The sequence below is a fragment of the Sphingobacterium sp. R2 genome (genome assembly GCF_040760075.1).
Taxonomy (GTDB): domain Bacteria; phylum Bacteroidota; class Bacteroidia; order Sphingobacteriales; family Sphingobacteriaceae; genus Sphingobacterium.
This window is the reverse complement of sequence record NZ_CP142884.1, coordinates 1,603,565-1,617,641: the sequence shown is the minus strand read 5'-3', so window position 1 is coordinate 1,617,641 and position 14,077 is coordinate 1,603,565. Positions and strand designations below refer to the sequence as shown.

Here is a 14,077-nt window from a genome sequence, read left to right as displayed (position 1 = left end):
CTTATGCGCCTTTGTATTGATTGTCGTAATATTTTTTATAATCGCCCGATGTCACATGCTCCAGCCATTCCTGATTAGACAAGAACCAATCTATCGTCCGCGACAAGCCTTCTTCAAAAGTAACTGAAGGATACCATCCCAATTCCTTATTGATCTTGGTTGCATCAATTGCATAACGCAAATCATGTCCGGGACGATCTTTAACAAAAGTAATTAATTGCATCGAAGAGTCTTGTTCACGTCCCAGTTTCTCGTCCATTTGTTTACATAGCTCTTTGATCAGATCTATATTTTGCCACTCATTGAATCCACCGACGTTATATGAGTCACCATTTTTACCCTCATGAAAAACGAGATCTATAGCTTTTGCGTGATCAATTACATATAACCAATCGCGGGTATATTTTCCATCGCCATAAACCGGGAGAGGCTTATTATTTAAAATATTATGAATGCAAAGCGGAATCAATTTCTCAGGAAAATGATTAGGTCCATAATTGTTTGAACAGTTTGTTAAAACAATAGGTAAGCCGTAGGTATCATGATAAGCCCGGACAAAATGATCCGAACTTGCCTTAGAAGCGGAATAAGGTGAATGAGGATCATATTTTGTCTCTTCAGTAAAAAATCCCGTATCGCCAAGCGCACCAAATACCTCATCGGTAGATACGTGATGAAAACGCTTCCCTTCAAAATTATCCTTCCAAATTGCATTGGCTGCATTCAATAAATTGACAGTTCCAATCACGTTGGTCATCACGAAAGCTGTAGGATCAACAATCGAACGGTCAACATGAGACTCGGCTGCCAGATGGATAACTCCATTTGGCTGATATTTTTGAAAAACATCCACAATGAGCTGCTGATCTGTAATATCTGCTTTAAGAAAAGTATAATTTGGTAAGTGCTCGATATCTTTTAAATTCTCGAGATTGCCGGCATAGGTCAATGCATCCAGATTGATAATTTGATATTCTGGATACTTCAGCACAAACTCACGCACAACATGTGAACCTATAAATCCGGCTCCCCCGGTAATTAAAACTGTTTTATTCATATAATAACTCTCGATAGTTTAGACCATTCGCCTACAAGTGATAACTTCGCTAAATAGTTCGTTAAAATTAGGATGATTTTTGTAAATTGACAAGCTTTAATCCATAAGCAAACCGAATATAGCAAAAAAGCCCTCTTATGGAGAGCTTTTTTGCTATATTCGGTTTGCTTAAATGTCGGACTGGACTTAAAATAAAATTTACAACACATTCTTTACCAAAGAATATACGGGTACCTCTATGGGTTTCTCATGAACTAATTCAATTTCTTTCTTCTTTACGACCGTGTCCAACACTTCATATTCCGAATTCTGAGATTTAAACTCTGGCACGACTTCCTTCATCGCAGCGACAAGCCCCATAAAATCAGGCAGTAGTGTATCGGCATCCAAAATCTGTTGACAGATGGCATTAATACGATCCGCTTTAAGTGAAAGCTCATCATGATTTACTTTTGCAATCATGATTTTTGGATGATGTGTTTTCACCGTATTTTCATTGTTTGCCAAAAGTTCTTCATAAATTTTTTCTCCTGGGCGCAATCCAACAATTTTGATATCAATATCCTCAGGGTAACGGTACCCCTTTAGTTTGATCATTCTTTTGGCCAAATCGATTATTTTAACAGACTTGCCCATATCGAATACAAAAATCTCACCTCCTTTTCCCATTACACCCGCTTCTTGCACAAGTTGACAAGCTTCAGGAATAGTCATAAAAAAACGTGTGATGTCTGGATGAGTTAACGTCAATGGACCGCCATCGGCCATCTGCTTTTCAAATAGCGGTATAACCGAGCCATTTGAACCAAGTACATTGCCAAACCGAGTGATAATAAAGCTCGTATCAGATTTTCCGCTGCAACTACTTACATAAATCTCAGCCATACGTTTGGTGGCTCCCATAACATTGGTAGGGTTTACGGCTTTATCTGTGGATACCATGACCATCTTTTTTGTACCATAATGCATACAGAGATCCGCAACTATTTTACTTCCCAATACATTAGTCTGGATGGACTCGTAAGGGTTAGCTTCCATCAATGGAACATGCTTATAAGCCGCTGCATGGAAAACCAAATCAGGTTTATATTCGTCAAATATCCGTTGCATAAATGCAAAATTCCGCACATCCCCAACGACACAATGTAAATGCTCAGCAAAAGTAGCCTTAATGGATTGCTGTACATCATAAATTGCGGACTCTGCTTGATCAAGAAGGATCAATTTCTTATAATGCCGTCTTGCAATCTGCCGAGCTAATTCCGAACCAATAGATCCAGCGGCACCTGTTACTAAGATAACTTTACCGCGCATTTCGTCTTCAATTTCTGGATGATCCAACTTAATCGGTTTACGTCCCAATAAATCTTCTATCTTTAAAGGTCGAATTTCACGTTTGGCGCCGGAGTTAAGTAATATCCGGGCCGGTGGCATTATTTTCAGTTCAAGCCCAAGATTTTGAAACCAATCTGAGACATATTCAAGCCGTTCGGGATCGTTATTTTCAACCGCAATGATTACTTGAGTTATATGGCATTTCTCCACATATTCTTTCGTAATTTCGGTAATATCTTTAATTTTTAAACCTGCCAAGCGCTTACCTATCCGTGATATTTTATCTTCAACAAAGGCGACCACCTGATACTTCGTCCGCTGGTCTTCCTTTAATAAAGAAAATGATACTAGCCCTGGTCTCGAAGCACCAAATATCAATACATTCTCCCCTTTCCTACCTGGCAGAAAAAGATATTCATAAATAGTCCGATAGATTACACGCGCCCCTACCATAATGACCAGCAAAATTGTAGCCTGCATCGTCAATACGCCATACGACAATCTGAGATAATCTCCTGCCAAAGTTCCTTTATTAAAGATAGTTTTGATAATAAACGTGAAAACCATTATCAGAATATAGGCAGATCCCACCGTTTTAAATATTTTAATAGTGTCTCGAATGCCAGTTTGTCGAACAATTCCTCGAAAGGTATCATAACATAAGAACATCAACAGGTAAATTGGCAATATAACGACAACTTTTTTTAACATCAATTCGATATCAAATACTCCCTTGAAGTTGTTGACCACATAATTAGAAAACACATAGCTTGCAAACACAAACCACATGTCGATCATTAAAATGACCCATCTTGGATTGTCCTTTCTCAGGCGCCTTCTTAAATCTCCTAGAGAACCCATCATAGCTTTTTCTCTTATTTTATTAAATGTTACTGACCGTGTCTGCGACAAACGGACACTATCTGATATGGCTTTGTTATAATATTTTATAAAGGAAATGCAAGATAGTTAAATTTTCGCACTCAAATTACTCCTACGATAAAATATCATTAAAAAGAACCCTATCGATCGATTTATCATCGTGGACTAAGCAACTATTATACCGAAACTGTTACATTCAAAAAATAATGGCATGAATAGAGTATAATTAATAGCACAGCGCATCATATTTAACATATGTAGACTGATAAAAAATAATTCTCTAATGTCATTTGCCGGAGGTTTAAAGCATATCATTCGGCCTTATGCATATCGATGTAATTATTGGCATATTGTTTGTAATAGGTACCGCGTAGTCATGGAAAGGAATTTGTAACTTACCCTTCACTTATATAGCTTGAAACACCAGTCCTTTTACTACACTATTTGCACAACAATAATAAGATTTGCATCATGGGATTTTTTAGTAATTTGTTTGGGAAAAAGACTTCATCAATCCGCTCTTTAGCGCAGTTGGAATTTTTACAAGTAGACATGCACAACCATCTGTTACCAGGTATTGACGATGGAAGTAACTCTGTGCAACAATCCCTACATTATATTCAGGAACTGCAGCGCTTAGGCCTTAAAAAGTTTATCTGTACTCCACATATCATGGCCGGCGTACATCAGAACACCAAATTTAGTATTGAACATGCGAAAGATTCACTGGTAGCGGGATTAAAGAAATCCGGCAATGATGTGGATATATTTGGCGCGGCTGAACATATGATTGATGAAAATCTTTCTTTATTGATCCGTGAAAATGAACTATGCGTAATGCCAGGCGGTTATGTATTGATTGAAATGTCTTATTTATCCGAATCGAAAGCTTTGTTTCATACCATATTGAATATACAAAAATTAGGTTACAAACCTATTCTAGCTCATCCTGAACGTTATAATTATTACCATAGCAATTTTAACATTTATAAGCAGATCAAAGATGCAGGCTGCTTACTCCAGTTAAATCTACTTTCCTTAAGCCGATACTATGGGGTTGATGTCAAAGCTATCGCGATGACCCTATTGAAATCCGGTATGTATGATTTTGTCGGAACCGACCTTCATCACCAACGCCATCTTGACGCTTTAAAAAATATAGTTGAGAAATACCCGATTCGTGAGATGTTAAGAACTTCACCCATCTTAAATGAATCACTCCTTGATCATATCGATCAGCATAAAGGTCAAGTGATCGCTGTATAAACGGGAAATACAATCACTATAAATTTTTTATAAACATGTTTTAAAATAGTCTATTGTCCTCGACAATCCCTCTTCAAGTTGAATCTTGGGATTCCAGTCCAGGCAATTTTTGGCTACTTCAATATCAGGCTTCCTTTGTTGTGGATCGTCTTGAGGTAATGGCAAAAACTTAATCTGCGATTTTGAGCCAGTCTGTAAGATCACCTGTTCCGCTAATTGGAATATAGTAAATTCATTGGGGTTACCGATATTTACTGGTCCGATAAAAGAGGGTTCTGCAGCCATCATTCTTATCATTCCTTCTACCAAGTCATCTACGTACTGGAAACTTCGGGTCTGACTGCCTTCTCCATAAATGGTAATATCTTTATTTTGTAAGGCTTGCATAATAAAATTAGATACTACTCTCCCGTCCTGTGGATGCATACGTGGACCATAGGTATTAAAAATCCGAACGATCTTTATCGCAATATGGTGTTGCCGATGATAATCCATAAACAATGTTTCGGCACATCGCTTTCCTTCGTCATAGCAGGAACGAATACCAATAGGATTCACATTTCCCCAATAGCTCTCAGGCTGTGGATGGATGTGTGGGTCGCCATAAATTTCACTTGTAGAGGCCTGTAAAATACGCGCATTTACCCGTTTTGCAAGTCCAAGCATATTGATTGCCCCCATAACGGATGTTTTAATCGTTTTTATCGGATTATACTGATAGTGAACTGGACTGGCGGGACAGGCAAGATTATATATTTCGTCCACCTCAGCTAAAAAAGGTTCTGTCACGTCATGCCGCACAAGCTCGAAATAAGGGTTTTGCAATAGGTGAACGATGTTAGATTTATCCCCAGTAAAGAAGTTATCCATACAGATGACCTCGTTCCCGTCCTTAAGCAAACGTTCGCACAGATGTGAACCTATAAATCCAGCTCCTCCCGATACTAATACTCTTTTTTTTAGGTTATACATAAATTAGTAATTTATACTGTGAATTTTTAATGGTTAGACAGGTTATCCAGCAATGGAACACGAAAGCCGAAACGTGAGCCGATATGTTCTTCCGATTCGAAAAAGAAGGCCCCACCGTTTTGTTGGATAAAATGGTAAACAACCCACAGTCCCAAACCCTTACCTTTTTCCCGCATTGGCGTAATCTTACCCTCTTCCATAATTTGGTCTTGTAACTGACGCTGTGCATCCAAGCTCATTCCCACTCCTGTATCGATAAATTCGACAACAGCATCATCTTTATCGCGATATAAATTGAGCCTGATCAGGGAATTTTCGTGGCTAAACTTCACCGCATTGATCAAAAGATTCCTCAACATACTTTTCATAATGTCTACATCAAAAAAGATCTGCAAACTAGACTCTAAAGTTAACTGTATGTCGATATTTTTCAACTTGGCTGTCGGTTGTAGCGTCTCAACTACACCTTTAACCATTTCATCAAACTCAATTTCCTGGGGCATGTAACTTAGTACACCCAAGCTATTTTTAGTCCATTTGAGCAAATTGTCCAAAACGCTAAAAAGTTGCTCAGCGATATCATTCCCAGTATTGACCATATCGGCATACCCAGTATTACTGCTTTCGGGGCTCATGGTCAAAATATTTAAGATCATTTTTAATGAAGATATTGGACTTCGGAGATCATGTGCCAGAATAGCATACATTCTATCCCGGTTTAATATTGCTTCCTGAAGCTGTGCTGTCTGTTTGGCAATCGTATTGCCCGATTCAATAAGCTTGATCTGATGTTTGATACGTTGAAGTAATTCCTTTTTGTTAAAAGGCTTCGAAACGTAGTCAACACCACCACTATCAAATCCACGCACAACATCATCAGCAGACTTTAAGTTCGTAATAAACAATACCGGAATATGTTTATACTGTTCCATGGATTTCAACTCCGCTGTCAGATCAAATCCATTTTTTTCGCCCATGACAACATCCATTAAAATAAGGTCAATCCGATGATTTCCCAAATTTTCGAATGCTCCTTTAGCACCTGAAGCAGAGAATACGGTGAAATGTTCGCGCTCTAAGATTTCTTTTAATACAAAAAGATTTAACTCAGAATCCTCTACGATGAGAATATTATACGTTGAAAAATCAATTTCCATAGATCATTATAACTTAATTAGATATTATATAGAAGGATCCAATCATTCTTTACCATTCATAAACCAATATTACGTTATTAATTGCTGCAATAATTTGTGTAGCAAAAATATTATACAATATCAATTTATCTTTAAATCAACTAATACAGGAAGATGATCACTATAGTCAACATTGCCTGTACTATAATTTATAGCCCGGAATTCATTGCCGGAAAAGAAAACAAAATCAATCCGGAAGAGCTTCATTAAATAGGCATAGGTATAGCCATATCCATTACCCGCTTCGCAAAACGCATCCTTTAGATTTCCTTTAATTTTATGATAACTATATGAGTTAGGACTGTTATTGAAGTCTCCACAAATAAGTGTAGGAAAAGGTGATTTATCGATTATATTTCTTAAACAATCTGCCTGGGCACCTCTCAACCTGAAATTTCCCGACATTGTTTTAATTGCACTCCACCATTTAACCACTACATTTTCGGCAGCCAATAGATTTCCTTTCACCTGGTTCCAATTTGTCGTTTGCAAATGGCAAGTTCCAATTCGGATCTTTTCACCTTTAAAGGAAAGATCGACGAAAATCGCACAATTCGGACGTTCCTCAAATGATACAGTCTGAACTGAGTCCAAAGGAAACTTGCTTAAGATAGCAAGCTGATTATTTCCTGAATTGCTTTCTGTCATTATTAGATATGGAAACTGGCCAAATACCTCCTTCAATTTCGACACCGAACAGTCGGCCGGCACCTCTTGTAAACATAACGTATTTACTTGCTGTGATTCAATATAGGAAGCAATCTGTTCCATGGAAGATAAATTATAAATCATTTTGAATTCACGGACATTATACGACGCTAAGCGTATGTCTGCCGTTTCATTCTGTTCAGTCGAGTTTACTTGAATTATCTTTGCGAAATAATGAAAGTTAGCCAATATTGCTATTAACGGACAAATACTATACCAACTGCGCCTGTAAAGGCCAATAATAAGGAAAAGCAAATTACTAAAGACAAGCGCTGGCAATAACACACCAAGCCATTGAAAAAAAACAGTGGTCTGTGGCGAGATAAACAACGCTAAAAAAGACAATGAGGTAAGCAGCGCTACGATAACAACTACAAATCTAACTAACGCGCCGGTTATACTAAACGGTCTAAATTCAAACTCTTGCGCCATAAAATATTATTTAAACCTGTTCAATTAGGGGAAATCTTATGCTAAAAGTTGCTCCCTCTCCAAGCTCCGACTCGACACTTAATTGCCCATTCATCTGCTCAACGATACCCTTACAAATCGCCAAACCTAACCCTGTACCCTTATCCAATGAGTTAATCTTATAAAACCGATTGAAGATCAATGCATGATTTTCCTTGGCTATGCCTATACCATTATCCTTTACATAAAACACTATATGATCATCGTTTAGAGTGTAACCAACATGCACAGCACCTTCTGGCGGTGTAAATTTTAAGCTGTTATTAATAAGATTGACCAGAACCTGAATGACCCGACCACGATCCAGTCTCGCCACAACCTCCCTTTCTGGAATGTCAAAAATTATCGCTGGCTGCTCATCATTGGGCAGGAAACTCATTGATAATTCATTTAATATTCCCTTAAGAGACACATCCGAATTCTTTAGCCTAACGCTACCTGCATCCATTTGTGACATTTCAAGAACGTCGGTTATCAACCGCAGCAACTGGCTACTATTAGCGTTGAGGAGCTCACCATATTCCTTTCGCAATTCAGGATCTGGCGTATCTGCAATAATACTTCCAAAACCCATAATGGCACTAAGCGGAGTACGGATTTCATGATTCATATTGGAGATAAAGGCAGACTTTAATCGTTCGGATTCCTCTGCTGCTTCCTTTGAGCGCAAGAGTTGCTCTTCATAACGTAGCTGATCAGAGATATCGCGCTTGATGGTCCAGACAATATCCTCACCATTGCCATTTTTGATCATCAGCGAACTGCATTCAGAACCGATAATATCCAATTCTGGATACAGCGTATCACAGCGGTATTGATAATAACCCGAAGCAGAAATGATTTTTTGCACCGATAAATCCCAAGCTTCTTGTGTGGTGAACTCACGCAGACATTCAAAGATCTTTAAGTCAGTTATATCTTCCTGTTCATTCAGACCATTTTGCTTCCGGCATGCTTTATTTGCAAAAGCCATATTACCATTTTTATGACATGCAAAAATACTATACGGTGCATTATCAACTACCGCAAGCACCATTTCAAGTTCATTTCTATTTTTAATGAAATCACTTACATTTTGCGAAAAACCTTCTATTATACATACATTGTTTTCAAGGCGTTTGGCATATTTTGTCGCCCGCACATAGGTGATGGCAACACCAGATTGCTTTATACGGTATTCAAATGTACTATTCTCTATGGAATCATTATGTAGAAATGTCTCCATTCCTTTTCTGTCATCTGGATGGACATAATTCAGTAACTGTGCCAAAGTGATCTTCTCAGGTGCTTCCAGATTTCTTTTGTGTAAATTAGAATAACCATTGTGTATTAATTCTTGACGCTGCAGATCATAGGTCCAATGGCCAATCATGGCGACCTTTCCCACTTCAAGCTGTGCGGTAAGAGCCGATTTAAGACGGTATTTCATATTACTTCTTTGAGTAATATCCCGATACTGGCAAATTAAATGTTCGTCATCAAATTTGTGAATCAGAAATTTGAAATAATACATCTGTTCATCTGTTGGAAGATCGTAATTTAGATTGGAGGTTTCCCCTGTCTGACGACAAAATGCAAATTCCTGTTCAATGAGCCTCGATGTCGGTTGGGGCAAAAGGGACAAAATATTCTTGCCAATCACATCGACGTCAGGATTTAGAATTGGATTATTTGTTTTCATTATTGCATCCACGCAAATGTTATCACGATTGATTAACAATAATGTATCGCAAGTTATATTCAGTATCTTCTCCAAGAACTTTAAATCATGTAATATTTTTTTCTCCATAACATTCATAGGTTTATTTTCTTTGAGATTTCTCCCACCCGCCAACAAAGCGCCTGCTAAATAAATAGTAAATTCCACGCATCACATTGATGTTCATAAACAAAAAGTAGTACGGGATATAAAATAATTTCGAACTATTGGGATTATTTCGCCGCGCATATCCCAAAGCCGCACAAAGATAACAGAGACACTGAAGCGCAAAAATGACGTAAAACACATTGAATGATGATGAATTTCGATATCCAAGAATGGCCGACAAGGGAAAGAGAGCAAAAAGGGCAAAAGGTGTGACAGACCATCGCAGCACACGATGTGAAATATACTGAAAACTCAGCTTCCCAAACTTAAACACATTTAATAACGGAAGTAACCTTCCTATAGACTGCCATCCACCTGCAGCAATACGTCTTTTCCGCTTACCTTCTTCTTCCATGTTTAGCGACCCGTACTCGACAGCATAGGCATTGGATGTGTAGGCAATCCGATGGCCTTGTTGTGCAATACGCATTGATAGCATAAAATCATCCAACAAGGTATCTTCTTCCATCGAAGTGAATAATTCTGTTCGCACTGCAAATAATTCTCCTGCAGCTCCTACAGCAGAATAGAACTCAAAGTCTAACTTTTTCAGCAGCGATTCATATTTCCAATAAGCTCCCTCCCCTTTTGATGAAACAGTATCATCATTATCAAAAGCCACTCTTTTTTCACCCGAGACACATCCAATTGTCGGATCTTCAAATTGGCGAGCAATAATCTTCAACGCCCCGGCATTCAGTAAACAATTTGCATCGCTAAAGACAACAATTGGAGTTTTTACATATTCCATACCGTGATTAACGGCAGCTGTCTTACCTTTCCTATGAGCTGAACCGATAATCTTAACCATCGGATACTTTGCTAACAGCTCACGACTATCATCAGTACTTCCATCTATAACCCAAAGAATGTTTAATTTATCTTTAGGATAATCAAGCGCAAGGCAGTTCAGCATTTTATCTGGAATTATTTCTGACTCATTGTAGGCTGTAATAAATAGTGTCAATGGGGGAAGCTCATGCCTGTCGCTATTTTGAGCCCTCTCCTTTATAGGGTATGGAAATACCCTGGCCAATGTATAAATGACTATAGCATAACCAATATAGGTATATAGCACCAAGAACAAGGCACTCCAAAAGAAAATATTCAAACTCATTTGTATTAAATAGATTACCTATATCCCCTCATCCTTTTTAATTAAATTTGAATCTTCATCTTTGTAACTATCCGATTTGGAGAAAATCAATAAGAAATTCTTGAATGCTCTCTTCAAACGAACTTTAAAACTATTGAATAAGGTTCCATCCGCAGAGAGAGTACCATAACCTGTCATTGCTTTTGCTTTTTTATCGCGAACAAAAGCTATCTTGCCAAACTTCTTCAAACCTAATGCTAAAGATCCATCCTCTCCTCTTATAATATCAGTACGTATCCCAACTTTTTGGGCTAATTCAGTATGATAAGCAAACACTAATCCCCTAACACTAAGTTCGGGTCTCTTTATAGACTGGACAAATAAAAAAATGTCTCGCGCCCACGTATATAGCCATAGCGAAAATCGACTGTGATCCTTATCTGGAATATAGCCCCAGGAAGCACTTGCAGCCACCACACCCTTTTCTTTTAATGCACTCACCATCACATCTACATAATCGCTTGGATAAAGTGTATCTGCGTCGATATTAAGATGATATTTCCCCCTCGCATGGTTCAACCCGCATAGCCTAGCAAAACCACATCCATTTTTCTGCTCATTAAAATATCTGATACCCGATTTTTTAAAAATTTCTTCCGTTTTATCAATCGAATTATTATTCACTCCAATAATTTCGATAGGATAACGGGATTTTAGATCACTTAGCGACCACAAACAGGCCCATAAATTCTTATCCTCATTATATGCAATTACTGAGATCGTGACCAAAGGTTCTATCACTTCAAATTTTTTAAGCTGGTTCGCTATAGTATCGATGGTAGACTGAGAGACTTGATCTGGAGTAACCTGATAAACAGATAAATATTTCGCATACCACTTGTTCTTCATATCATTATCATTCTACCGGTTGTATAGATTCAAAAAGTTCTTTCCATTGTTTTGCTATATTTTCCAAATCAAATTTTTTAACATCCCTTCTTGCATTTCTTCCCATTTCTTTTCTCTTCACATCATCCTCAATGAGTAAACATATTCCTTCAGCCAACAGTTTAACATTACCATTCTCTACCAGTAATCCATTTTCCCCGTCAATGATAATATCCTTCGGGCCACAAGGACACATAAAAGATACTGGTGGAACGCCATAAGCCATTGTCTCCCCCAAAACCAATGGGAATCCCTCATACCTTGACGATAATACAAAGATCGAACTATCATTGTATTTTTCAGCAATTGAAGAGGTTCCATTTTCCAAAAAACAACTATGCGACAGGCCCAACTTCCTTATCATCGACATATATATATCCTGATCTCCACCACCATAAATTTTTAATATCCAATCCTGATGCTTTCTAGAGACTAATTGCCAAGACTCAATCAGCAAATCGAATCCTTTTTGATAAGTCATTCTTCCAACAGCAATCACCTGTTTGTTATTAAGCAATGCCGCTTCATCAGGATAGAAAGATAAGGGATTTGAGATTACAGAAACATTGTTAAGTTCGTGCCAATAGCCCGCGTCTTCATGCGTTAGCACAACAAAAGCTGAAAGTTTTCTCAAATTTTTAATGAGCTGCGCCTGCCATAATTTAGATATTCCTCTCCTTATAAAGCCTGGAAATCTCGTATCTGTAAACTGACGATATACCAACCTATTAAAGTGTAATTCGCCAACCTTCAAACTACCATCCTTTAATTCATGAATGAAATTGATGTCTCGCCTCAATAGTGACACCGTAATATCAGGCTTTATAATACACAACTCTTCTTCGAGTCTTCGCTTAAATAAGCGCTGTTTTTTCCAATAGCTCCATGACCTTCTCAATAACGGTAACGAAAAAATGCCGTCAAAGTTTATATCGAGGTGATGCAATTGTATTTTTTCATCTAAGGCATAATAAGGCGCTGATCCTTTTCCGTCGGTAACAAAAATGTGAATCTCATAATCAAACTCTCTGACGAAATAATTTACCTTTGCTGTAAGCACTCTTTCCATTCCACTCGGATAAAACAAACCTGGAATAATGTAAGCTAGCTTAAGTCTCCTTTTCATATAGTTAATCACTTTTAGTGTGTTTACCAAAAGAATCAAATAGGTCTTTCCATCGATCTGCTATATTTTCAACCTGAAACCGAGCACTATTTAGCTGTGCTCTTTTCCCCATTTCCTTTCTAAGTAGATCGTCTTTTATCAAGTCACAAATTCGTTTGGCTAATTCCTCTATATTTCCATTTTCAACTAAATATCCATCTTCACCATCACGAACTATTTCACTTGGGCCTGAGGGGCAATCAAATGCAACAGCAGGTAATCCACATGCCATAGCCTCAATCAATACCATACCAAACCCCTCATAACGTGAAGATAGCACAAAAATAGAGCTATCGCAATATTTCTTTTCAATAGCGGTCGTGCTAGGTCTTAATCTACAGCTTTCTTCTAAGCCTAGACGATTAATTTCATTTTGAAGTTCAACTGGACTACCATCACCATAGATTTTTAAAACCCAATCTGGATGGCGGACATTTACAATGCGCCATGCTTCTATTAGTAGATCAAATCCTTTTTGAGGAACATACCTCCCCACTGCAATAACTTGCTTTGATTGGCAAGAAGACTGTTCTCTAGGTCGCAAAACTATCGGATTAGGAATCACGTGTACGTTTGATAATTCAGGCCAAAAACTTTTTTCTTGCGCTGTAAGAAAAACGACCGCGTCCATCAATTTTAGCTTTTCAAGCCTTATAGTATCTTTTCTCTTTCGCAAAAAACCATTTAGGCCCTTAGGAAAATTTGGATGATAAAACTCTTTAGTGACATGCAATTCTGCCACTTTAACACTTCCATCATTTAACAATGGTAAAAAGTTAATTTCTCGCCTAATCGTAGAAATTACGATATCTGGCTTTTCTTGTCGCAGAATTTGTAGAAACCTATTTTTAAATCGACGATAAAGAAAAGGAAAACGAAGCACTTTCAATAAAGGCGACTGGTCAAAAGGGTAATCAATACGCACATCAATGTCAACATGCTTCACTTTTTCAGACAACGGAAAAAAGGTGGGTTTATTTAGTTGTTCAGATGTCATTAAAACCACTTCCACATTCGGTAGATGATCAGCAAAATAATTTGCTTTAAAAATGATAATACGTTCCAATCCTCCAGATGTATACAGTGAAGGTAAATAATACAAAATTTTCATCCC

At 37.8% G+C, this 14,077-nt stretch carries 11 protein-coding genes; 1 reads left to right on the top strand and 10 read right to left on the bottom strand.

The annotated features are described in order from the left end of the window. Position 1: 1 nt before the first annotated feature. Both rfbB and VXM68_RS06750 read right to left on the bottom strand, forming a co-directional pair. Positions 2-1,057 carry a dTDP-glucose 4,6-dehydratase gene (rfbB, locus tag VXM68_RS06755; protein WP_367210850.1) on the bottom strand — a complete coding sequence of 352 codons (1,056 nt, stop codon included), beginning with the start codon at positions 1,055-1,057 and terminating at the stop codon, positions 2-4. Between the two features lie 198 nt (positions 1,058-1,255). Next, on the bottom strand, positions 1,256-3,256 hold the full coding sequence (locus VXM68_RS06750) for an SDR family NAD(P)-dependent oxidoreductase (RefSeq protein ID WP_367210849.1): 2,001 nt from the start codon (positions 3,254-3,256) through the stop codon (positions 1,256-1,258). A gap of 489 nt (positions 3,257-3,745) precedes the next feature. Here VXM68_RS06750 and VXM68_RS06745 point away from each other — a divergent pair, with 489 nt between their 5' ends. Continuing rightward, positions 3,746-4,540 (top strand): CpsB/CapC family capsule biosynthesis tyrosine phosphatase, encoded by a 795-nt coding sequence (locus VXM68_RS06745; protein ID WP_293956017.1) that lies wholly within the window; start codon positions 3,746-3,748, stop codon positions 4,538-4,540. 27 nt (positions 4,541-4,567) lie between these two features. Here VXM68_RS06745 and VXM68_RS06740 read toward each other — a convergent pair whose 3' ends face one another. The 8 genes from VXM68_RS06740 to VXM68_RS06705 all read right to left on the bottom strand — a co-directional run bounded on the left by VXM68_RS06740 (position 4,568) and on the right by VXM68_RS06705 (position 14,074). Then, positions 4,568-5,512, bottom strand: coding sequence for a UDP-glucuronic acid decarboxylase family protein (locus tag VXM68_RS06740; protein ID WP_293956018.1), 945 nt, complete (start codon positions 5,510-5,512; stop codon positions 4,568-4,570). Positions 5,513-5,538: 26 nt separating this feature from the next. Further along, positions 5,539-6,669, bottom strand: coding sequence for a response regulator (locus VXM68_RS06735; protein ID WP_367210848.1), 1,131 nt, complete (start codon positions 6,667-6,669; stop codon positions 5,539-5,541). A 120-nt stretch (positions 6,670-6,789) separates the two neighbouring features. Then, on the bottom strand, positions 6,790-7,848 hold the full coding sequence (locus tag VXM68_RS06730) for an endonuclease/exonuclease/phosphatase family protein (protein ID WP_293956020.1): 1,059 nt from the start codon (positions 7,846-7,848) through the stop codon (positions 6,790-6,792). A gap of 10 nt (positions 7,849-7,858) precedes the next feature. Further along, entirely contained in the window at positions 7,859-9,676 is a 1,818-nt protein-coding gene (locus VXM68_RS06725; RefSeq protein ID WP_367210847.1) for an ATP-binding protein, read from the bottom strand. Positions 9,677-9,689: 13 nt separating this feature from the next. Next, positions 9,690-10,871: a glycosyltransferase family 2 protein gene (locus VXM68_RS06720; protein WP_367210846.1), complete on the bottom strand. Its 1,182-nt coding sequence runs from the start codon at positions 10,869-10,871 to the stop codon at positions 9,690-9,692. Positions 10,872-10,889: 18 nt separating this feature from the next. Then, positions 10,890-11,759 (bottom strand): glycosyltransferase family 2 protein, encoded by an 870-nt coding sequence (locus VXM68_RS06715; protein WP_367210845.1) that lies wholly within the window; start codon positions 11,757-11,759, stop codon positions 10,890-10,892. A 7-nt stretch (positions 11,760-11,766) separates the two neighbouring features. After that, positions 11,767-12,924, bottom strand: a complete 1,158-nt coding sequence (locus VXM68_RS06710) for a glycosyltransferase family 4 protein (RefSeq protein ID WP_293956024.1) — start codon at positions 12,922-12,924, stop codon at positions 11,767-11,769. A gap of 4 nt (positions 12,925-12,928) precedes the next feature. Continuing rightward, positions 12,929-14,074, bottom strand: coding sequence for a glycosyltransferase family 4 protein (locus VXM68_RS06705; RefSeq protein ID WP_367210844.1), 1,146 nt, complete (start codon positions 14,072-14,074; stop codon positions 12,929-12,931). Between the last annotated feature and the right edge of the window lie 3 nt (positions 14,075-14,077).